Annotated in this window: 20 protein-coding genes; 15 read left to right on the top strand and 5 right to left on the bottom strand. The window is 52.3% G+C overall.

All coding sequences use genetic code 11. From position 1 onward, the window contains the following. The first annotated feature begins 64 nt into the window (after window positions 1-64). Window positions 65-2,659 (top strand): M66 family metalloprotease, encoded by a 2,595-nt coding sequence (locus J5067_RS02335; RefSeq protein WP_264650343.1) that lies wholly within the window; start codon window positions 65-67, stop codon window positions 2,657-2,659. 111 nt (window positions 2,660-2,770) lie between these two features. On the opposite strand, the gene J5067_RS02330 is transcribed toward J5067_RS02335, so the two are convergent. After that, window positions 2,771-3,025, bottom strand: coding sequence for a YkgJ family cysteine cluster protein (locus tag J5067_RS02330; protein WP_264629196.1), 255 nt, complete (start codon window positions 3,023-3,025; stop codon window positions 2,771-2,773). Window positions 3,026-3,236: 211 nt separating this feature from the next. On the opposite strand from J5067_RS02330, the gene mtr reads away from it, so the two are divergent. From mtr to yejF, 9 genes are all read left to right on the top strand, one after another. Then, window positions 3,237-4,487, top strand: a complete 1,251-nt coding sequence (gene mtr / locus J5067_RS02325; RefSeq protein ID WP_264650342.1) for a tryptophan permease — start codon at window positions 3,237-3,239, stop codon at window positions 4,485-4,487. Between the two features lie 131 nt (window positions 4,488-4,618). Then, the gene (gene yeiP, locus J5067_RS02320; protein ID WP_264625602.1) at window positions 4,619-5,191 is read left to right on the top strand and encodes an elongation factor P-like protein YeiP; all 573 of its coding nucleotides are present in this window, start codon (window positions 4,619-4,621) and stop codon (window positions 5,189-5,191) included. Window positions 5,192-5,262: 71 nt separating this feature from the next. After that, on the top strand, window positions 5,263-6,249 hold the full coding sequence (locus J5067_RS02315) for a GTP-binding protein (protein WP_319802377.1): 987 nt from the start codon (window positions 5,263-5,265) through the stop codon (window positions 6,247-6,249). Between the two features lie 39 nt (window positions 6,250-6,288). Continuing rightward, complete coding sequence (locus J5067_RS02310; RefSeq protein WP_264650341.1) at window positions 6,289-6,990, top strand: phosphatase PAP2 family protein; 702 nt, start codon at window positions 6,289-6,291, stop codon at window positions 6,988-6,990. Between the two features lie 422 nt (window positions 6,991-7,412). After that, window positions 7,413-7,988, top strand: a complete 576-nt coding sequence (gene mepS / locus J5067_RS02305; RefSeq protein WP_264642176.1) for a bifunctional murein DD-endopeptidase/murein LD-carboxypeptidase — start codon at window positions 7,413-7,415, stop codon at window positions 7,986-7,988. 318 nt (window positions 7,989-8,306) lie between these two features. Then, window positions 8,307-10,115: an extracellular solute-binding protein gene (locus J5067_RS02300; RefSeq protein ID WP_264650340.1), complete on the top strand. Its 1,809-nt coding sequence runs from the start codon at window positions 8,307-8,309 to the stop codon at window positions 10,113-10,115. Between the two features lie 9 nt (window positions 10,116-10,124). Beyond that, window positions 10,125-11,222: a microcin C ABC transporter permease YejB gene (locus J5067_RS02295; RefSeq protein WP_264643686.1), complete on the top strand. Its 1,098-nt coding sequence runs from the start codon at window positions 10,125-10,127 to the stop codon at window positions 11,220-11,222. Then, window positions 11,219-12,244 carry an ABC transporter permease gene (locus J5067_RS02290; RefSeq protein ID WP_264650339.1) on the top strand — a complete coding sequence of 342 codons (1,026 nt, stop codon included), beginning with the start codon at window positions 11,219-11,221 and terminating at the stop codon, window positions 12,242-12,244. Before J5067_RS02295 ends, J5067_RS02290 begins: the two co-directional genes overlap by 4 nt. A 1-nt stretch (window position 12,245) precedes the next feature. Continuing rightward, window positions 12,246-13,841, top strand: a complete 1,596-nt coding sequence (yejF, locus tag J5067_RS02285; RefSeq protein ID WP_264650338.1) for a microcin C ABC transporter ATP-binding protein YejF — start codon at window positions 12,246-12,248, stop codon at window positions 13,839-13,841. A gap of 35 nt (window positions 13,842-13,876) precedes the next feature. On the opposite strand, the gene J5067_RS02280 is transcribed toward yejF, so the two are convergent. From J5067_RS02280 to rsuA, 3 genes are all read right to left on the bottom strand, one after another. Then, window positions 13,877-14,236, bottom strand: a complete 360-nt coding sequence (locus tag J5067_RS02280) for a YejG family protein (RefSeq protein ID WP_264642172.1) — start codon at window positions 14,234-14,236, stop codon at window positions 13,877-13,879. A 459-nt stretch (window positions 14,237-14,695) separates the two neighbouring features. Continuing rightward, window positions 14,696-15,877, bottom strand: a complete 1,182-nt coding sequence (locus J5067_RS02275; protein WP_264642171.1) for a Bcr/CflA family multidrug efflux MFS transporter — start codon at window positions 15,875-15,877, stop codon at window positions 14,696-14,698. Window positions 15,878-16,050: 173 nt separating this feature from the next. Continuing rightward, window positions 16,051-16,752, bottom strand: coding sequence for a 16S rRNA pseudouridine(516) synthase RsuA (rsuA, locus tag J5067_RS02270; RefSeq protein ID WP_264642170.1), 702 nt, complete (start codon window positions 16,750-16,752; stop codon window positions 16,051-16,053). A gap of 227 nt (window positions 16,753-16,979) precedes the next feature. On the opposite strand from rsuA, the gene J5067_RS02265 reads away from it, so the two are divergent. The 3 genes from J5067_RS02265 (at window position 16,980) to rplY (ending at window position 19,446) form a co-directional block, all read left to right on the top strand. Beyond that, on the top strand, window positions 16,980-17,219 hold the full coding sequence (locus J5067_RS02265; protein WP_264642169.1) for a YecH family metal-binding protein: 240 nt from the start codon (window positions 16,980-16,982) through the stop codon (window positions 17,217-17,219). A 3-nt stretch (window positions 17,220-17,222) separates the two neighbouring features. Continuing rightward, window positions 17,223-18,989 carry a DEAD/DEAH box helicase gene (locus J5067_RS02260; RefSeq protein ID WP_264650337.1) on the top strand — a complete coding sequence of 589 codons (1,767 nt, stop codon included), beginning with the start codon at window positions 17,223-17,225 and terminating at the stop codon, window positions 18,987-18,989. Between the two features lie 172 nt (window positions 18,990-19,161). Further along, window positions 19,162-19,446: a 50S ribosomal protein L25 gene (rplY, locus tag J5067_RS02255; protein ID WP_264642167.1), complete on the top strand. Its 285-nt coding sequence runs from the start codon at window positions 19,162-19,164 to the stop codon at window positions 19,444-19,446. 114 nt (window positions 19,447-19,560) lie between these two features. On the opposite strand, the gene yejK is transcribed toward rplY, so the two are convergent. After that, a complete protein-coding gene (gene yejK / locus J5067_RS02250; RefSeq protein ID WP_264650336.1) occupies window positions 19,561-20,571 on the bottom strand; it encodes a nucleoid-associated protein YejK in 1,011 nt (336 codons plus the stop codon). Window positions 20,572-20,737: 166 nt separating this feature from the next. On the opposite strand from yejK, the gene J5067_RS02245 reads away from it, so the two are divergent. Beyond that, window positions 20,738-20,965, top strand: coding sequence for a YejL family protein (locus tag J5067_RS02245; RefSeq protein WP_195312827.1), 228 nt, complete (start codon window positions 20,738-20,740; stop codon window positions 20,963-20,965). Between the two features lie 15 nt (window positions 20,966-20,980). Beyond that, on the top strand, window positions 20,981-22,684 hold the full coding sequence (gene yejM, locus J5067_RS02240; RefSeq protein ID WP_264650335.1) for an LPS biosynthesis-modulating metalloenzyme YejM: 1,704 nt from the start codon (window positions 20,981-20,983) through the stop codon (window positions 22,682-22,684). Window positions 22,685-22,715: the final 31 nt, after the last annotated feature.

Genomic DNA, 22,715 nt, shown 5'->3' with positions numbered 1-22,715 from the left:
TGGTCAAAATTAATTAACCTGCATAATGAATGTTATGCGGCGATGACTCACAAAAAGGTTTTATATGAACAATAATCATCACCATCCATGCCCTCCGTCACCCTTCAATGCTGACACGTTAGTTTTCAATACTAACGAAGGCATCAATGATTTAACCGGCTCATTACAAGCGAATGTTCATTTCGCACAAAGTCAAATAATCCCTGCTACTCCACGCCCTGATGATACACAACCCACTCTGGTGGAAAATCGCAGAACATTGTTAATGGTCAGACCCGCTGTTATTGTTAACAATCTGAGCGTTACTGTTAAAGATTCAAGTGGCTCTACGTTAGGCCCATTATCATTAAACCCACCTGATAGTTTACCAAGGCCAACGCCCTCAGGCCTCTCGTTTACACCACCTACTGGATCTCACCACATTATCAACACTAAAGAAGAACTCCTTACCCTTAACGATCCCACGGCAAGCCATCTTAGTAGTCTGCTACAACAATATGTATCAGTAAGGATCCGCATTGCCGATGGGTTATGGGTTAACAACATCTACCTACCCCGAAATACCAATTACGGAAACATGATCATCATTAATTCCACTGCGGGTCAAACCACCACCGTTTATTATAATGGCACAAGCACTTTTATTTTTACCGGCAATGAAGAAAAATTTATTTTTTTTGAAAGCCGGTGGTTGAGAGAGAATGCACTGTACAATGAAAATATTCTTTATGCGCAGCATACCTGGAGTGTTACGCTTCCACCACAATGGATTAAACCTGGCGTATCCATGACCTTTACTAGCGGCAATTTAACGGGAGATTTGCAAAATATCCCTGTCGGCGCACCCACACAGCTACTGCTAAATACCATTGATATTGGCATGCTCACACCACCGCGTAATGAGTTTACCTTTACCGAATCACCGGAATTTCATCGCGAGTATTTCCAAACTGTTCCCGTTTCGCGGATGGTCGTTAGCGCATATCAAGCGGTGCATCTAACCGAAGTTATGCTACCAAACGGAAACTTTTATACTGACCGCGCACCAGGCATGGGGGATTGGCATAATGGTGTTTTACGTGAAGACATTGGTAAAGGATTAATATCCCTAGGAATAAACTTTGCCAATTATGGTCTGAATAGTTCGGAGGGCTCAGGCCACTGGCACTTTGTCAACTCAGCTCAAATCACGGTACATAATAGCGTGGGTAAATATGAAAATGGGGTACAAATCCACGGCGGTTCAGGTGGCTCAGGGATGGCAACACTGGATGAATCTGTCGGTAATGAATTCAGTCATGAAGTAGGACATGCCTATGATTTGTCACACTTCCCCGGTGGGTTTGATGGTTCTGTACATCGTCCAGCCAATACCATTAATTCAACATGGGGGTGGGATGCCGGTTATGATATTTTCCTGCCAAACTTTAGAGCACAGGTAGATAATGCGCAGTCTTGTGTTGAGGGTACTTGCCAGCTCCCCTTTTACGGGCACTCATTTGGTTTTGATCCGATGGCAAATGGGGAACCGATGAGTCCATTTAACAGTTTTACCCTGCACACACCGTATACCGCAAAGCTTGTTCAAACTTTTCTCGAAAGTAAAATGGTTTTCTCCAGCACCTCACCTAGCGGCTTTCGCATGTGGGATCCAACCACCAGAACGATGGTGCCGCATATTCATAGGGTGGATATTGATAAGCCATTTACCGCACCTAATACGGATTTAAGTGCGCCCACCTTAGCGGCATTTTTATCCAACAATGCAGTTCTGGCAATCGTGTTACGCGATGGTGACTGGACAAGAGACATCCACATTCCCATCGCGCATTTAAACAATGCCGGGCGAGTCATAACCATTGATGACGACGCTGGATTCGTCAGCTATCTGCATATAAATCAGGCTCCTCCTATCGAGATTCATAGAGGATTTCAGGCCAGTTATAAATCCGATGGCACCCTGTGGAATGAAATAATTCTGCTGAATCAGAGCCAATTCAGAATTACTGTTCCCATGGTAAATAACGAAGCACTTAATCTACAATCCTATATCGCTGATTATACCGTTGTCGATATTGGAATATGGGATGGACACTGGACACCCACAATCTCCGTTCCGCCCAGTTCGCCGGATAACAATAGAAAAGTCATTATTATTAAACATGTTGCAACGTCAAGTACTGAACTACTTATTAATGGGCTGCGTAGGGTCGTTAATGGTGGAGATACGCTTTACTATATCTCTAATGGCAATAGCTGGATTCAGAAACCCGAGCTGGTTGATTTGTCAGTTGAGCGCGCGCCCTATGCCTTTGGCGTTCCGGTAACAACGTTAATTGGTTATTACGATCCTCAAGGGATCTTACAACCCTACATTTATCCTGCACTACATGGCGCATATGGCTATATCTACAATGATAACCAAGAGGTATCACCGTCAGCAGATTGGCAACTATGGGTAGAATCAAGCAATCAGACTTTACGTTTCCGGCTTCATAATTCAAGAATTGAAAGCAATATAATGAATAAATTTCACATCAATATTCCAGAAACCAATACGCCTCGCGCAGTATCGCTGGTGCGCAATGGAGTTAAAATCCTTACCAAAAAAATTGAGCCGGTCAGTTCATCCTTGCAATATACCGTCAATGGCGCATAGCGCACATCGTATGCTGTAGCATCAATGCCGAGTAAAACGGTTTTTTACTCGGCATTGTTAACACCGGCAATGGCAGATCACTTCAGACTTCACTTACCACGTTTATTCGTTTCAGGGCGCTGTCGCCCTATCCAAATCGATCAGATAAGTCAGTGCATCATCACGGTTTGTCATACACATCTCCGCCTGCGGTTGCAGCGTCGCACACACCGCAGGTCGCAGCGGTGAACCGAACAGGCCGCAGCGCATCGCGGCGTCCAGATGCAGGCAGCGTACATTGGCGGGCTTCCCCTCGGGCATTCCCGGCAGCGGACTGGATATTGACGGGGCGATACAGCAGGCCCCACAGCCTGAACGACATTCCATCCTGTTTACTCGCAACGCGGGTTTAATGGCGGCTTCAGCCTAGCAAATTTGCTCGATAACACCAGTCCAATACAGAGATATTCACCACTTTTTTTACGTTTATCCTGATAAGCGTTGGCTAATTCACGGTTGCGTGGCAGATCGACGATTTACTTAACCATAAGTTTTTCGTATCATTAAACTAGTACAATACATTTACCCTGGAGCTGCAATGTCAGCCGACGTTTTCCCGCTTTCCCGTTCTCGTTCTGCCTTTGGCGGCGCCATGATCATTGCTGGCACTGCCGTGGGCGCAGGCATGTTTTCCATTCCCATTGTTACCGCCGGTGTCTGGTTTAGCGGCTCCGTGCTGTTGCTGGTCGCCACCTGGTTTTGCATGTTTGCCTCCGGGCTGATGATTCTGGAAACCAACCTGCATTACCCCGCCGGTGCCAGCTTTCACACCATGGTGAAAGATCTGCTTGGGAAACACTGGAATACCCTGAACGGTCTGTCAGTGGCTTTTGTGCTTTATATCTTGACCTATGCCTACATTTCTGCGGGTGGCTCAATCATCACCCATACGCTGGCAGAGGTTTTTCCCGTAGGGCAAGCCACATCGGGGTTGGTATTTTCCCTGCTGGTCGCTTTTATCGTCTGGCTCTCCACGCGCGCCGTGGACCGGCTGAGCACCCTGCTGATTGGAGGCATGGTGATTACTTTTGTGTTGGCCGTCAGCGATCTTTTCACCCAGGTCAACCATCCTCGTCTGCTGATGAGCGCCCCCGCGGATGCGCCTTACTTTCCTTACGCACTGGCAGCGTTGCCTTACCTGCTGGCCTCTTTTGGCTACCATGGCAATGTGCCCGGATTGGTAAAGTACTATCACAAAGAGGGCCGCACGGTGGCGCGCAGCCTGTTGTATGGCACGTTACTGTCACTGGCAATCTATTTGCTGTGGCAGTATGTCATACAGGGCAATATTCCGCGCGACGGGTTTAAAGCGGTGGTTGCCGAAGGCGGCAATATCGGCAATTTGCTTGAGCACATGGGCAACGCCGCGCAAAGTGTTTATCTGATCCCTTTGCTAAACGCCTTTTCTTATATGGCACTGGCCAGTTCGTTCCTCGGCGTCTCATTAGGACTGTTTGATTATATTCACGACTCTTTTTCGCTAGAAGATACGCCCCGAGGCCGTACACAGGCCGCCTGCATTACCTTTATCCCGCCAACGCTAGCCGCCTTGCTGTACCCGGACGGTTTTCTACATGCCATCGGTTTTGCGGGGCTGGCGGCAACGCTGTGGGCGGTGATCATTCCCGCCTGTATGGTGGTGGCCGCCCGTAAGCGCTTTGCTGCTGATAGCACGACCTATCGAGCACCGGGTGGAATGTGGCTGGTGGCTATCGTTCTGGCGTTTGGTGCCATTAACATCGTGGCACATCTGCTTACGCTGTTAGGTGCTCTGCCGGTGTACGCCTGACCGACCTGCGATAAAATAGAACGACAGCGATGAATGCGCGAGCGGATGATAAAATGCCGCTTGCCTGAATTCAGCGGCGCGAGTAACGTGTCGCCACAAAAATGTCTTTTTCTTTATTACAGGGTTTTTTCATGGCAAGAGCTAACGAAATCAAACGTGGCATGGTGATCAATTACGGTGGCAAGCTGCTGTTGGTAAAGGATGTTGATATCCAAAGCCCCAGCGCTCGCGGTGCCAGCACGTTATACAAAATGCGTTTCTCCGATGTACGTACCGGCCTGAAGGTTGAAGAGCGTTTCAAGGGCGACGACATTCTCGATACCATCACCCTGACACGCCGTTTTGTCACCTTCTCCTACGTGGACGGTGATGAGTACGTCTTTATGGATGATGAAGATTACACGCCCTATATCTTCAAAAAAGAGCAAATTGAAGACGAGCTGCTGTTTATACCGGAAGGCGGGATGCCGGGCATCCAGGTGCTGACCTGGGATGGACAAATCCTGGCGCTGGAACTGCCGCAAACGGTGGATTTGGAAATTGTGGAAACCGCACCGGGCATTAAAGGGGCTTCAGCCAGCGCCCGCAACAAACCGGCGACCATGAGCACCGGTCTGGTGGTTCAGGTGCCGGAATACCTGAGCGCGGGTGAAAACATTCGTATTCATATCGCTGAGCGTCGCTATATGGGCCGCGCCGACTAAGTCTCTCTCGCGCCGGTCATTGGCTGGCGCGCCTCTCTCCCCCCGTTCACCTCTCATTTCCGGAGTCTGATGTGTTGACCAAAGTAAACCTGATCACTGGCTTTCTGGGCAGCGGTAAAACCACCACCATTCGACACCTGCTGACACAAAAACCCGAAGACGAAGTGTGGGCGGTACTGGTCAATGAATTTGGTGAAATCGGCATCGACGGCGCGTTATTGTCTGACAGCGGCGCGGTATTGAAAGAGATCCCCGGCGGTTGCATGTGCTGCGTGAACGGTCTGCCAATGCAGATTGGCCTGAATGTGCTGTTGCAACAAAAGAAGCCACACCGCTTGTTGATCGAACCGACCGGATTGGGACACCCGAAGCAAATTCTTTCGTTGCTCACCGCGGAAAGTTATCAACCCTGGCTCAGTTTGCAGGCCTCTCTCTGCCTGCTGGATGCGCGCCAGTTACAGGATAAACGTTATACTGAAAACGAAAACTTTCGCGATCAGTTAGCCGCAGCGGACATTATCGTTGCCAACAAGCAAGATACCTACAGCGCAGACGACATCGCCGCGCTACAGCGTTGGCAGCAGGCCGAAGCGGGCGATCGCCCTATCGTCAGCGCCGCACAGGGCGAAATCTTACTGTCACTGCTTGATGAACCGCGCCGCAATACGCGCGAACTGCCGAATGGTGCGCATCATCATGCCCATAATTCGGAACGCGGATTGGCCGCACTGCGCCTGCCCGGCGGAGAATCCTGGCGACGAGCGCTCAATGAAGGGCAAGGCTACTTTGCCTGCGGCTGGATTTTCTCGCCAGAAACACAGTTTTCCACTGCCGCCCTGTTGGATTGGGTTCGGCTGACGCCGGTCGATCGCATTAAAGGCGTAATGCGCATTCCCGAAGGCACGCTGATTATCAATCGGCAGGGATTGGACCTGCATATTGAAACCAAACCGCTTCCCCCACTGGACAGTCGGATTGAGTTGATTCACACCGCATCGGCCCCGTGGAACCAGTTTCAAAGCCAGTTGTTGAGCTCTCGTTTAAGTTTGCAGGAATAGCATTAAAGCGTTTTTTTCTTAATATTTTGAGTTATTTGCATGTCACAACGTCAGTTTTTTGCCATTCTACTGCTCAACGCAGCAGGCGTGGCGCTGTTCTTTTCCTGGTATCTTCCTGCTAACCACGGATTCTGGTTTACCCTCGACAGCGCCATCTTCTTCTACTTTAACCAGCACCTGGCGACCAATCCGTTACTGCTGTACACCGTCGCCATCACCAACAATCGCGCTTTCGATGCCTGTGCGCTGCTGGCGATGGGGCTGCTGTATCTTTACCACTACCGGCGCGGAGATAGCACTGAACGCCAACGCTTGCTGATCCTGGGCGTGGTAATGCTGATTAGCGCCGTGGTGTTGAATCAGTTGGGCCACTTGCTGCCGGTACAACACGCCAGCCCGACCTATTACTTCAGTGATATCAATCGTGTTGGCGAATTGACCGGCTGGCCCACCAAAGATGCCTCGCGCGACAGCTTCCCTGGCGACCATGGCATGATGCTGATGATTTATTCCGCTTTTATGCTGCGCTATTTTCCGCGCCGCTCGTTTTTGGTCTCATTAGCTATCGTGGTTGTCTTTACCACACCGCGCGTGATGATCGGTGCCCACTGGTTTAGCGACATTGCAGTGGGTTCACTGTCTGTGGTTATGGTGGCGCTAAGCTGGTGGCTCATCTCGCCGGCCAGCGACGCAATGATTAATTTTTTGCATCGTTCATTACCGGCACGCTACCGTCGCTGAAAGCGCCTCTCTGGCGCAACGTCCCCCCTACCATACCGGCATTCTGGCCCCAAGCGCCTGGATGCCGGGCTGTCATAGCGATGTCATCTGTTTGCGTTATGGCAAGCCGCTTTTTTTAGGATAAATCCTATGCGCAAATTTACGATTTATTACATCATTAATTCTTATAAAGAATTTCCGTAAAAAGGCTCGCAATCGCCGGAGCGTTAGGGTAGTCTCGGTAAAGTTTGAGTTTTACCGAACACGTTTATCCTCGCAATGGAAGAAATTATGTGCGATTCCACACAGTTTCATCCTCAAGTGGTTGGTCCAGGTGAAACTCTGTTTTAGTCTGACTCTCGTTTCGTTTCGGCGTTTATATATGGCGTAGTTGCATACATGACGATGGTGGTCGTTAAGGAAATCAAGGGAACATAACGATAATGGTCAAATCTCAACCGAGCCTGAGATATATCTGGCGGGCAATTCCCGCGTTGGCGATGGCACTTGCGCTATCTGCTTGTACAAATACAGGATCTCATCAAGCACAAACTGATCGTTCTGCAATAAATGATAAAGACAGTCTTTTATTGCAGGCCTCTCAGGACGAATTTGAAGCCATGGTGCGTAACCTGGACGTCAAATCCAAACTGATGGATCAATATGCCAGTTGGAAAGGTGTGCGTTACCGTTTAGGCGGTGACAGCCGCAAAGGTATTGATTGTTCTGCCTTTGTACAGCGTACCTTCCGCGAACAGTTTGGCATGGACCTGCCGCGTTCGACCTATGAACAGCAGGAAACGGGCACCCAGGTGCAACGTAGCAAACTTCGCCCCGGCGATTTGGTGCTGTTCCGTGCAGGTTCTACCGGTCGTCACGTTGGCATCTATATCGGTAATAACCAGTTTGTTCATGCCTCCACCCGTGCGGGTGTGATGATTTCCAGCATGGATGAAGTGTACTGGAACAAACGTTATCAAGAAGGCCGTCGCGTCATTAGCAAGAGCGCGACCAGTTAACCGCCTTATCAGTTAGTCACATTTCCCTTGATGTGCAAAACGAAACGAAAACAGAGCGCCGCTTAATCAGCGGCGTTTTTTTGTCCTTAAATTGCATGCATCCCCCTCCACGCTTAACGCTGAAAGCCACTCTTGATGAAAAGCTGTTCAACCCTCTGATATAAAGTAGGTTACGCGTAATTTTCATGGTAAAAAGGGACGGGTTTGCCTATTACCCATAGGCGGCAACATCGGTTTGACCTATATTCAAATGAAAATCACCGCAACTTTGGTCTGATGCAAGATAATTGCACGGCTTTGCAGGAGAAACACAGCGCAATGCTAAAACGTGTGGCCACTCTGGCTTTGCTCGGTTCTCTTTGTTGGGGAGCCTTTGCCGACACCGTCCAACAGAACACCTCGTTCGCCTTGTTGGGGGAGCCCAAATATCCCGAGGGATTCACGCATTTTGGTTACGTTAATCCTGACGCGCCCAAAGGGGGGAGCATCACGCTCAGCGCGCTGGGAACCTATGACAATTTCAACCGTTTTGCGTTGCGCGGCGTGGCGGCTGAACGTACCGAACGCCTGTACGATACCTTGTTTACCTCATCCGATGATGAGCCAGGCAGCTTTTACCCACTGATTGCACTGCATGCGCGCCACTCTGACGATTTTCGTTGGATGGAAGTGGAGCTGAATCCGAAAGCCACGTTTCACGACGGCTCGCCAATTTTGGCTTCTGATGTGGCCTTCACCTTCACGATGTTTATGACACAGGGTGTTCCGCAATTCCGCGTGGTGTACAAAGGGGTCACGGTGACCGCTGTCGGGCCGCGCACGGTGCGGCTGGAAATGCCTGAACCGGATAAGGAACGGCTGCTGGGGTTGTTAACATTGCCCGTTATGCCTGAGAGTTTTTGGAAAAATCACAGTCTGGCCGATCCGCTGTCCTATCCCCCACCGGCCAGTGGGCCCTATCGCATCACGTCATACCGCACCGGCCAATACGTTACCTATAAACGCGTGCAAGACTATTGGGGTGCCGATCTGCCGGTGAATCGCGGCTTGAATAATTTCGACCAAATCCGATACGACTATTATCTGGATGACAGTGTCGCGCTGGAAGCGTTCAAAGCGGGCGCTTTCGATATGCGTGTCGAAGGTTCACCCAAGCATTGGGCAACACAGTATGAAGGCGGTAACTTCGCTCGCGGTTATATCGTCAAACGCGATCTCGCGAATCAGGCGGCGCAGGATACCCGCTGGCTGGTATTCAATAGTGAGCGCCCGCTGTTTCAGGATCGCCGCATTCGGCAGGCCATCGGGCTTAATTTTGATTTTAACTGGATGAACAAGGCGTTCTATTATAGCGCCTATCAACGCGTCAACAGCCTGTTCCAAAACACAGAATATGCCGCGCAAGGCACCCCCAGCCCAGAAGAATTGAAATGGCTGGAGCCGCTCAGGGACAAAATACCGCCTGAAGTCTTTGGCCCCAGTTTTCAACCGCCAGAGAGTGATGGCAGCGGCTACGATCGTGCACATTGGCAACAAGCCTTGCAGTTGCTTGAAGACGCGGGGTGGGAACTGAAAAACCAGAAGTTGGTTAACCGCAAAACCGGGCAGCCTTTTACCTTCGAATTATTGCTTCCCAGCGCCGCCAACGTGCAGTACGTACTGCCGTTCCAGCAAAACCTCAAACGTTTGGGCATCGACATGAAGCTGCGCCTGATTGACAGCGCGCAGTTCACCAATCGTCTGCGCGCCCGCGATTTTGATATGACCGCCCGCCTTTACCCAGCAAAAATTTATCCGGATGGTAATCTCAAATTTTACTGGCATACGAAATACCTGGATTCAACCTATAACACAGCGGGCGTGAGCGATCCGGCGATTGACGCCCTCATTGAGCAAATCGATGCGCATCAGGGTAATAAGGCGGAATTGCTGGTATTAGGGCGCGCGCTGGATCGGGTGGTGACCTGGAATCAATTTATGATCCCCATGTGGTATTCCAATCACGATCGCTACGCTTACTGGGATAAATTCGCCATGCCAGCAACCCGCCCGGCCTATACGTTAGGGCTGGACAGCTGGTGGTACGATGCACAGCGGGCGCAGTCATTGCCGCCCGAACGCCGTTAAGGAGCCATGGTGGGAACCTATTTACTACGCCGACTTTTGCTGGTGATCCCCACGCTGTGGGCCATTATTACCATTAACTTTTTTATTGTGCAGATAGCCCCAGGTGGCCCGGTGGATCAAGCCATTGCCGCCATCGAGATGGGCCAGGGCAGCGGCTTTGGTGCCGGTGGCGGGATGGATGGCGCCATGGCACGCGGCGGCGGCGGCGGAACGCTGACCGTGGAAAATGCCTACCGCGGCGCTCGCGGGCTGGACCCACAGGTGATTGCGGAAATCACCAAACGCTACGGCTTTGATAAGCCGATTCACGAGCGCTATTTCACCCTGTTGTGGAACTATGCCCGATTCGATTTTGGCGACAGCCTGTTCCGCGGCTCCTCGGTGATGGAGCTTATCAAGCAAAGTATGCCGGTTTCTATCACGCTGGGATTATGGAGCACGCTGATCATTTATCTGGTCTCAATTCCGCTTGGCATCAAAAAGGCGGTTAGAAACGGCACCCCGTTTGATACCTGGAGCAGCACGCTGATCATTGTCGGTTACGCTATCCCGGCGTTCTTGTTTGCCATCTTGCTGATTGTGCTGTTTGCCGGTGGCAGCTATCTGGACTGGTTCCCGCTGCGTGGGCTGGTATCGAGTAACTTCGACACCCTGCCCTGGTACAGCAAAATCACCGATTACCTGTGGCACATCGCGCTGCCCGTGCTGGCTACGGTGATTGGCGGCTTTGCCACCTTGACCATGCTGACCAAAAACTCGTTTATGGATGAGATTCGTAAGCAATACGTGGTCACCGCGCGCGCCAAAGGGCTGGATGAAAACAGCATCCTGTACCGCCATGTATTCCGCAACGCCATGCTGCTGGTAATCGCCGGGTTTCCGGCCACCTTTATCAGCATGTTTTTCACCGGTTCGCTGCTGATTGAGGTGATGTTCTCACTCAACGGGCTGGGCCTGTTGGGCTATGATGCCACGCTGCAACGCGACTACCCGGTGATGTTCGGTACGCTGTATATCTTCACCTTGATTGGCCTGCTGCTGAATATTGTCAGCGACATGACCTACACGCTGGTCGATCCGCGTATTGATTTTGAGGGGCGCCAATGAGCCGAATCAGCCCAATAAATCTGGCGCGCTGGGCCCGTTTTCGCGCCAATCGTCGTGGCTACTGGTCACTGTGGATCTTTCTGGTGCTGTTTACCCTCAGCCTGTTCGCCGAACTGCTGGCCAACGATAAACCGCTGTTGGTGCGCTATGACAATCGCTTCTATGCCCCGCTGCTGGTGAATTATCCGGAAACCACCTTCGGCGGCCAGTTTGCCACCACCACGGATTTTCGCGATCCCTATGTGGCGGCACGTATTGCGCAACACGGCTGGAGTATCTGGCCGCCGATCCGTTATCGCTACGACACCATCAACTATGCCACCACCCAGTCATTCCCCTCCCCGCCTTCCGGGCAGAATTGGCTCGGTACTGACAGTCAGGGGAAAGATGTGGTAGCGCAAGTGCTGTACGGCTTTCGCATTTCCCTGCTGTTTGGGCTTTCCCTGACCCTGCTCTCCAGCCTGATTGGCATTGTGGTCGGCGCAACCCAGGGCTACTACGGCGGCAGGCTCGATTTGTGGGGGCAACGTTTTATCGAAGTCTGGTCGGGCATGCCGACCCTGTTCCTGATTATCCTGCTGTCCAGCGTGATCCAGCCCGATTTCTGGTGGCTGCTGAGCATCACTATCCTGTTTGGCTGGATGAGTCTGGTGGGCGTGGTGCGTGCCGAATTCCTGCGTACCCGTAATTTTGACTACATTCGCGCGGCACAGGCCATGGGGGTGAGCGATCGCGCGATCATGATGCGCAGTATGCTGCCCAACGCCATGGTCGCGACGTTAACATTCCTGCCGTTTATTCTGTGCGGCTCAATCACCACCCTGACTTCTCTGGATTTTCTGGGCTTTGGACTTCCGGTCGGCTCGCCGTCACTGGGCGCGCTGCTGCTGGAGGGTAAGAACAATCTTCAGGCTCCCTGGCTCGGCATTACCGTATTTCTGGTGTTGGCAACCCTGTTGTCGTTACTGATTTTTATTGGCGAAGCGGTACGCGACGCTTTTGATCCCAGCAAGGCACATTGATATGAACCCAACTCCGCTGTTACAGATTCAGGATCTCAGCATCGCGTTTCGCCAGGGCGGGCAGGTGCATCAGGTGGTGGATTCAGTTTCCCTCAACGTCGAGCGCGGTGAGACGCTGGCACTGGTGGGCGAGTCCGGCTCGGGCAAGAGCGTCACTGCGCTGTCGGTGCTGCGCTTGCTGCCTTCTCCACCGGTTATCTATCCTCAAGGGGATATCCTGTTTGACGGCGAATCGCTGCTGCATGCACCAGAAACACGGTTACGCGAACTGCGCGGCAACCGTATCGCCATGATCTTTCAGGAACCGATGGTGTCACTGAACCCGCTGCACAGCATTGAAAAGCAATTGATAGAAGTGTTGACGTTGCACCGCGCAATGACACGAGACGTTGCGCGCAGTGAAGTGCTTACCTGTCTGGATCGCGTAGGCATACGGCAGGCGCAAACGCGCCTGAAAGACTTTCCTCATCAACTGTCGGGCGGTGAACGCCAGCGAGTGATGATCGCGATGGCCCTGCTGATGCAGCCCGACTTGCTGATTGCCGATGAGCCAACCACAGCGCTGGATGTCACCGTGCAGGCACAGATCCTCACCTTATTGCGTGAACTCAAGCAGGAACTGGGCATGAGTCTGCTGTTCATCACGCATAACCTCAATATCGTCAAGCAACTGGCCGACAAGGTTGCCGTGATGCAGGGTGGACGCTGCGTGGAACAAAATCGTTGCCACGACCTGTTTGCCGCACCGCAGCACAGCTACACCCGGCAACTGCTGGACGCAGAGCCTTCGGGTTCAGCTCTGCCTTTGCCCGACGATTCACCGCCGCTGCTACGCGTAGAGCAACTTTCGATTTCATTCCCCATCAAGCGCGGGCTGTTGCGCCGCACGGTGGCAGAAAAAACCGTGGTCAATGGGTTGAATTTTACCTTACGGCGTGGCGAAAGCCTGGGACTGGTAGGGGAATCCGGTTCAGGTAAAAGTACCACCGGTCTGGCATTGTTACGGCTCATCGCCTCACGCGGTAACATTGTGTTCGATGAACAACCGCTGCATCAGTTTAATCGCCGCCAAATGCTGCCGCTGCGCAGCCAGATCCAGGTGGTGTTTCAGGACCCCAATTCGTCGTTGAATCCTCGGCGCACCGCGCTGCAAATTATCGAAGAAGGGTTGGAAGTGCACCAGAAGATGAGTGCGTCCGATCGAGAAATGAGGGTTATCGAGGTGATGCGTGAAGTTGGGCTTAATCCTGAATTTCGTCACCGTTACCCGTCGGAATTCTCCGGTGGTCAGCGGCAGCGTATTGCTATCGCCAGGGCGCTGGTGCTGGAACCCGCACTGCTGATCCTTGACGAACCCACCTCGTCACTGGACAGGACCGTTCAGGCGCAGATTCTGACATTATTGAAAACCTTGCAGCAAAAACGCCATCTGGCTTATTTGTTCATTAGCCATGACCTGCAGGTGGTGCGCGCGTTGTGCCATCAGGTTATCGTGCTGCGTCAAGGCGAGGTGGTAGAACAAGGGCGTTGTGAACAGGTTTTTTCCGCGCCACAGAGCGCCTATACACAAGAACTGCTGCGCATGGCTACCCTGTAAGGCACATACGCCATGTCATGGCATAGACATGGCGTTTAAAACGGATAGAGCGCGCTCAGGGGTTCCGCGATAGCGACGCCCACGTTTTTCAGGCGACACAATGCGGTGCTTTCATCATCACGGTGCAAAAACAGACAGGGTTCCCCTTCCCATTCCAACACTGCGCAATCAATCTGAATTTCAGCCAGAGACTGGTTCAACTGGCGTAAAATGACCCAGGCCATATCTCCATCATGGCTTAATAATTTAAAGCCAATCAGGTTGTTGTCCTCATCTCGTCCCCGCAGGGGTATACCGCTCAGCGGAATCGGTTCCACCTTGATACCGGCGAAACCCGATAGCCAACGATAACTTTGCGGCAAACGATGCACTACCGAAAGTTGGAGAGTGTCCACTGTTACTTTCCCTCAGGTATGATGATGGTGAACAAGCGCAATGACAATGACGTCAAAGAAAGAACGTTTACACGCAGTGCCCGAATAAGGCGGCACTGCTGAATGAGCATTTCTACAAGAATCCGCGTTGCAATAGTCATAAGTCACCCTTCTTAGCGAATGGAAATGATTGCAATACTGATTAATGCCACGTTGATCACATTTTAAGATTTTTATAGGTTGCCCTATATTTAACGCTTTCCCTGTAATATCTCAACCCCTTTTGTTTACATTGTTCACTTTTAAATCATACATTTTACATTTATAGAACAACATTCCAAAAAAAGACAATGTGACATCGATACCACTTGACCGAGAAGAAAAAGGGAAGATCACAATAATGCAGCTCGACCGAGAAGGTCAGCAAGCAGGGGCTTCCGTTTACCGCATCACTGCGGCAAACGGAAATAGCAGGTGGAATCAGCGGGAACGAGCAGCGTAACCGTACAATAGAAAAGCGGCAACGGAACAGAGTGACATGGAGGCGATCATCGGCCAGGCGCTGGTAAAACTCATCAGTGACAGCAGGCTTCCGACCAATGCACCCATGCCAAAGCGCAGCGTGCCAGCCAGCGAGGACGCGGTGCCCGCCATATGCGGAAAATCATCCAGTATCACGGCCATGGCATTTGACATCACCATCGCGATACAGCCGACATAAATAGCCACCCCCAGCACCAACGGCAAAAAGCCCAGATCCAATGCATAGATAGCTACCAGCGCGATACCGACAGCGAACTGTATCAGTAACCCGATGCGAAACATCTGGTTCGCCCCCAGGCGGCGCACTACGCGGCTATTGGTGTAGGTGGTCAGGAACAGAAAGACCACGTTCAGGGCAAAGTAATAGCCGAAATGTTGCGGAGACACACCGTAGAGATCGATATAGACAAAAGGACCGGCGCTTAAAAACGAGAACATGCCGGAAAACGAAAACCCGCTTGCCACCATGTAGCTAAAGACTTTTTTGTGGCGAAACAGCGAAGCGAAATTCCCGGCGGTGGTACGAAAATGAAACGGCTGGCGTTTCTCTACCGGCAACGACTCTTTGACAAAGCGCATCACCAGCACCGAGGCGATCAGTGACAGCCCGGCCAGCGTCCAGAAAATCGCATGCCAGCTAAACCACAGCAGCAACACGCCGCCCAACATCGGGGCCAACAGCGGAGCCACCGTCATGACCAGCATCACGAATGACATCATGCGTGAAAATTCATCTTTGGCGAAGGTGTCACGCATCAGCGCATTGATCACCACCGCAGACGCTGCCGCAGACAAGCCGTGCAGCATGCGCAGCACCGTAAGCTGCTCAATGGTTTGTGCCATCGCACAGGCCACACCTGCCAACATAAACACCAGCGTACCGCCCAATATGACCGGCTTGCGCCCCAGGCTGTCCGCCATCGGGCCGTAGAACAACTGACCGATAGCAAAACCCATGATGTAGGCGCTCAGCGTCATCTGCACCTGACCCGGTTCCACGCCAAACTCTTTGGCAATCACTGGCAACGCTGGCAAATACATATCGATAGCAAACGGTGTCAGCATCGACAACAAGCCAAGAATAAATATCAAGCCAAAATGTGATGGCGCTTTCCCCACTGCATCTCTCCCAAATTCTTGCCCGCAAAATAATAAAATTCACCGCAGCGGCAGGCCTCTACCACGGTGACAGATACGAGAGGTTCGGTGGCCGGTTCAGGGCCAAAACGTGTTTACATCAGGTTGATGACACGCGCATGACGCAGACTGAATCCAGTATGGCGTAAGGCGGCTCAATGCGGCATAACGCTGTCCACTTCTTCTTGCGTCAGTGCGCGATACTCGCCCGGTTCAAGCGTGTCCTCGAGCGCAATGGCACCAATGCGCTCCCGGTGTAACCCAACCACGCGATTGCCCACGGCGGCAAACATCCGTTTGACCTGATGGTAGCGCCCTTCGCTAATGGTTAACCGGACCTGATGGTCATCCAGCTTTTCCAACTGTGCGGGTTTGGTCAGCGATTTTTCACCGTGCAGTTGCACACCCTGTTCGAACTGGTGCGCGGTATCCTCTGCCAGCGGCAGTTCCAGCGTCACCAGATAGGTTTTTTCACAATGATGTTTGGGCGACGTGATGCGGTGCGACCATTGTCCATCGTCGGTCAGCAATACCAGCCCGGTGGTGTCAATATCCAGTCGACCCGCGGCATGCAGTTTGTGCGCAACCGGCTCATCGATAAAATAGAGAATGGTCGGGTGATCCGGATCTTCCGTTGAACACACGTACCCCTGTGGCTTGTTAAGCATAAAGTAGCGCGGGCCATTCTGCTGCATCAGCGCATTGCCATCAAACTCGACCTGATGTTCCGGTGACAATTTGAATGCGCCGTTTTTAACCACTTCACCGTCTACCGTTACGCGCTGAGCACGCAGCTCCCGCGCCACCAATGCACGGCTGATCCCGAGTTGCTGGGATAAAAATTTGTCCAATCGCATGAGAAAATCAAGTGCCTGTCTGGGTTAAGGAAGGAAAATCATGCGGTAGTATAGCGAGTGATGGCGATTGCTCCTAGAATGTCCGGCGTTTTCCCCCCTATGTGTTCATGGATACGCACAAAATGTGCGATTGCGTCTCACTAACCGCCGGCAAGGGTTCGCCCCTGGCGCATAAAAATATAGAATAAATACATCTTTTATTTTCAGGGTTATTACAGGAGCACGCGATGTCATCTATTCACGGTCATGAAGTACTACATATGATGCTGGATTCTGCCGAATCCTACACCACTGAGGGGCTGATTGCCGCCATTGAAGCGCGTTTCGGCGCCGAGGCACGCTTTCATACCTGCTCCGCCGCCGACATGAGCGCGGCCAAGCTGGTGGATTTTCTGGCAAACAAAGGCAAATTTATCCCGCAGGACGCAGGATTCAACACGGCTGCCAGCAAGATCTGCCAACACTAAGCCATGGCGTTCACCTTACGCCCCTATCAACAGGAGGCGGTTTCCGCCACGCTGGCCTATTTTCGGCAACATCAACATCCTGCGCTGATCGTGCTGCCCACCGGCGCGGGAAAAAGCCTGGTGATTGCCGAACTGGCGCGGTTGGCTCGTGGGCGCGTGTTGGTGCTGGCGCATGTCAAAGAGTTGGTTGAACAGAATCACGCCAAATATTGTGCCTGGGGATTGGATGCCGACATCTTTGCTGCCGGGCTTAACCAGCGCCGCAGCGAAGGCAAGGTGGTGTTTGGCAGCGTGCAATCCGTGGCGCGTAATCTGCCCGCCTTTACCCAGTTCTCGCTGCTGATTATTGATGAGTGCCACCGCATCAGCGATGACGACGACAGTCAATATCAGCAAATCATTTCGCATCTGCGCGCGCAAAATCCCGCATTGCGCCTGCTCGGTCTTACCGCAACCCCTTACCGCTTGGGCAAAGGCTGGATTTATCAGTATCACTACCACGGCATGATTCGCGGTGATGAGCAGTGCCTGTTTCACGACTGTATCTATGAACTCCCGCTGCGTTACATGATCAAACACGGCTTTCTGGTACCACCGCAGCGCCTGGATATGCCGGTGGTGCAATATGATTTCAGCCGTCTGAGCGTACAGTCCCACGGCCTGTTTAACGAGGCGGAACTCAACCGTGAATTACGGCGGCAGCAGCGCGTTACCCCCCAGATCGTCAATCAGATAGTCACCTACGGCGCAGAACGTAAAGGCGTGATGATCTTTGCGGCGACCGTGGAACACGCCCGGGAAATTCACGGCTTGTTGCCCTCGGGGAAAGCCGCTTTTATTAGCGGTGAAACCCCCGCCGCAGATCGCGATGCGCTGATCGCCGCTTTTAAGCAGCAACAGTTGCACTATCTGGTCAATGTGGCGGTGTTGACGACGGGCTTTGATGCACCGCACGTGGACGTCATCGCCATTCTACGCCCGACAGAATCCGTCAGCCTGTATCAGCAGATCGTCGGACGCGGCCTGCGTCTGTCACCGGGCAAAACCGATTGCCTGATTCTGGATTACGCCGGAAATCCCCATGATTTGTATATGCCGGAAGTGGGCAGCCATAAACCGCACAGCGGCAGTCAGCCAGTACAGGTGCTTTGCCCGCAGTGTGGTTTTGCCAACCTGTTTTGGGGAAAAACCACGCCGGAGGGGGATATCGTTGAGCATTATGGTCGCCGCTGCCAAGGCTATGAAGAGGACGACAACGGAGTACGAGCGCAGTGCGATTACCGTTTCCGCTTTAAAGTGTGCCCGGAATGTGGCGCAGAAAACGACATTGCCGCGCGCCGCTGCCACCAATGCGATCACATTATGGTCGATCCTGACGACATGCTGAAAGCCGCGCTCAAGTTGAAAGATGCGCTGGTGCTGCGCTGTAGCGGCATGCAACTGACCACCGGGCAGGATGAGAAAGGCGAATGGCTAAAAATCACCTATGTTGATGAAGACGGTGCAGACGTCAGCGAACGTTTTCGCCTGCATACCCCAGCCCAGCGCCGCGTGTTTACTCAGCAGTTTTTACGGGTGCACCAGCGTGCGCCGGGGCTGGCGCTGATCTGGCAATCCGCACAGGATATCTTACGCCAGCAGGCCGCCCTGCGTCCGCCAGACTTTGTCGTGGCGCGACGCCAGGGCAAACAGCGGCAAGGCTTTTGGCAAGTACGGGAAAAACTGTTTGATTATGAAGGCCGTTTTCGCCGCGCCAATGAATTGCGTTAGCTGGCACCACGCGGTTTCATTTGCCGCCACGTGGATATTCCGTTAGAATGCAGCGCGCTTTTGTCATGCAAAAGCCACTCTGTTCCATTGTGAATAACACATTCCATTGCGAATAACCTAACCTGTTGCTGGGTCGCCTGTAGCAGGTGTATTTTCTAAAGTAGAGAAAATCATGATCACGATTAATGTAGAAGTACGTAATGAGCAGGGTAAGGGTGCGAGCCGCCGCCTGCGCGCAGCTAACAAATTCCCAGCCATCATCTACGGTGGTGCGGAAGCGCCGGTATCTATCGCCCTGGATCACGACAGCGTTAAAAACCTGGAAGCTAAAGAAGGTTTTTACGGTGAAGTTCTGACCCTGGTTGTCGATGGTAAAGAAGAAAAAGTGAAAGTTCAGGCCGTTCAGCGTCACGCGTTCAAGCCTAAACTGACTCACATCGACTTCGTTCGCGCTTAATCGTTTGGGAGAGCCCGTGGGACGCCGCGTGTTTTCCTAACCAGCAAGAATGTCGATAAGAAAAACGCCGCTTATGCGGCGTTTTTCGTTTTCTGGTCGCTGACTTATCACCACTTACTTATCACCGCTGCTCAAACGGCGCTGCAACTGATCGCGCAAATTAGGCGGCGTACCTTTGATAGTCAGCGTGTCAGTGGTCGGGTCCCAGAAGATACGTTCGCCCAGCAGTAAGGCATCAAAGTTGATTGTCAATCCTCCGCCGCTGCCAGCAAATTTGGTCAGTTGGCGCAGCGTGCTGCGATCCGCCGGGAAACTATCTTCCAGTTCGTAGCCCTGCTCCTCCGAAAACGCATGGAAGGTTTTCTCTCCCAGCGGGGGCAGTTCCTGCGACAGCGCAGCGACCTCAATCTCTTCCCCAGCCTGCAACTGTTCATTGCAGTAGCTGTAAACCTGCTGACGATACTGTTGACGCTCGTTTTTATCCAACTGCGCGTCGGCGCAGTAGTCATCCACCGCCTGCAACAGGCCGCGATTCTGCGCCTTGGTATCAAGCCCGGCGCTGGCACCGAGGAAATCCATAAAGAAATCAGCAACCTTACGCCCTACCCGCCCTTTGAGGAAAGTCAGATAACGCAGAGATTCCGGGTTGGTCTCCCACTCGGTAAGATCGATACGCGCCACGATATCCGCATGGGGGATATCCAGGTAGTGCGTGCTGCTGATATCCAGTTGTTCATTGACGCGCATGCTGCTGCAACTGCTCAGCACCGCCACCAGCAGATATTCAACCGCCAGATAGCGATATTGGCAGAACAGTACGATACCGCCCTCCGCAAAGGGATATTTCGCCAGTTCATCACGTAACCGTGCGGTGGCCGCGCGACTAAACCCGAGGAAATCCTCTTCCCCTTTACGGCAGCCACGCAGCGCCTGCGCCAGTTCGCTCTGTTCCTCGAACACGCCGTAGGCCTTGTTTTTTGCACTGTAGACGCGGTGCAGCTCGGCCATCATCTCGTCAACGGCGGGGGTGGCATCTAATAACGAATCCCGTAACACCAACTCCAACGTTTGCTCATCACGTTTGACAAGCTGATGCAAGGCAATCTGGTCGATATCCAGACTCATGATAAACTCTCCTTTTGGCAAGGAGCGTATTCAAACACCAACGCTGGTCGCCTGCAAGAGAAAGCCTCTCCCCGCCAGCGGTTGAGGCTAATATGATAAAATTGCGGAAAACCTCAGGTCGTTACGGTAAGATATTCCCCTTTATCAGCCTGAGAACCGCCCTTTTATGGCACAATTATCCCGTTACAGTGACGAACTCGTCGAACAAGTGCTTTCCGAATTGGTAAGCGTATTGGAAAAACACCATGCCCCGACTGACCTCTCCTTGATGGTATTGGGCAACATGGTGACCAACCTTATCAACACCAGCGTAGCACCGGGGCAGCGTCAGGTATTGGCTCGTTCTTTTGCTGATGCGTTGCAGGCATCCATCACTACCCATAACGCGCACTAACACCGACCAGAGGCTATGGTAAGCAACCGTCACAACTATCGCGAAAAAGTTTCCCAGATGATCAGTTGGGGGCATTGGTTCGCGCTATTTAATATCCTGTTGAGTCTGGGGGTGGGCAGCCGCTATCTGTTTGTGGCGGATTGGCCCTCGTCGTTACTTGGCCGTAGCTATGCCCTTGTCACCTGGCTGGGGCATTTTAGTTTTATCGTTTTTGCCGTCTACCTGCTGATTGTCTTTCCGCTGACGTTCGTGGTGATGTCGCAGCGTTTACTGCGTTTTCTTTCTGCGGCGTTGGCGACCGCGGGGCTGACGCTGCTGCTGCTCGATATGGAGGTGTTTAGCCGCTTCCACCTTCACTTGAATCTCACCGTCTGGGAACTGGTGATCAACCCAGAGCAAAGCGATCTGGCCCGTGATTGGCAACTGATGTTTATCGGCATTCCCGTGATTTTCATGGTTGAAATGCTGTTTGGCACCTGGAGCTGGCAAAAACTGCGTAGCCTGAACCGTCACCGCATTGGCATGCCGGTCGCCGCGGTGTTTATCAGCGCGTTTTTCGCCTCGCATATGATGTATATCTGGGCCGATGCCAACTTTTATCGCCCTATCACCATGCAGCGGGCGACATTGCCATTATCCTATCCGATGACGGCGCGACGGTTTCTGGAAAAACATGGCCTGCTGGACGCACAAGCTTATGAGCGCCGCATTGCGCTACAGGGCAACCCTGAGGCTATTACGCTAGAATACCCGCTGAACAATATTCAGTTCCGTGATGCCGGCAGCGGCTACAATCTGTTGATTGTGGTGGCAGACCAGCTTCCACTTACCCGCATGCCGCAGTTGATGCGTTTTGCAGAAGAGAATGTGCACTTCAGCAACCATTTCAATGTAAGCCAGAATGCCCAAAGCAGCCTGTTTAACCTGTTTTACGGCATCTCGACCACCTACATGGATGGGGTATTGGGTGCACGCACGCCATCAGCCTTGGTGAGTTCCTTGAACCAACAGGGATATCAATTTGGTTTATTCTCTAGCAATGGCTTCGATAACCCGCTTTATCGGCAGGCATTGCTGTCAGACTTTTCGCTGTCAGTACCGGTGATTCAGCGTGATACAGAGACGGTTCAACAATGGCAGGCGTGGCTGGAAACCGGTACGCAAACCGCATCGCCGTGGTTCTCTTATATCGAGCTTGGCACCAACGGCACTCGCGCACCAACGGATGCTAAAGCCACCGATCAAAGCATCAGCGCTATACTCAACACGTTGCAAAGCCAAGGCAAACTGGACAATACCGTGGTGATTATTACGGCCAAATCCAGCGAGCGAGATAAAGGCAGTCTCTACCGTCGGTCACAGTGGCAGATCCCGCTGGTGGTGCATTGGCCAGGTACACCGGCGCAAACCATCAGCAAAATGACCGATCCAAAAGACGTTATGGTCACGTTGATGCAGCGATTGCTGCATGTAAAAACGGCCGCCACGGATTACTCGCAAGGAGAAGACCTGTTTGCTGCCCAGCGACGTAATAACTGGCTGGTGAACGGCAACCGGGGTTCGTTGATGATCACCACGCCTCAGCAGATCATCCAATTGGAAGCCAATGGTCACTATGATGCTTACAACAGCGACGGTGAAAAATTGCGTGATGAAAAACCGAGTTTACCGCTGCTGTTGCAGGTGCTAACCAGCGAAAGGCGATTTATTGCCAACTAACTGCCTAAATCTAAAGCGATCGCGCCAGCTG

Source organism: Candidatus Symbiopectobacterium sp. NZEC151 (genome assembly GCF_025962655.1).
Classification (GTDB): Bacteria; Pseudomonadota; Gammaproteobacteria; order Enterobacterales; family Enterobacteriaceae; genus Symbiopectobacterium.
Note: the sequence above shows the minus strand (reverse complement) of the source record. Positions and strands in the feature narration are given on the sequence as shown.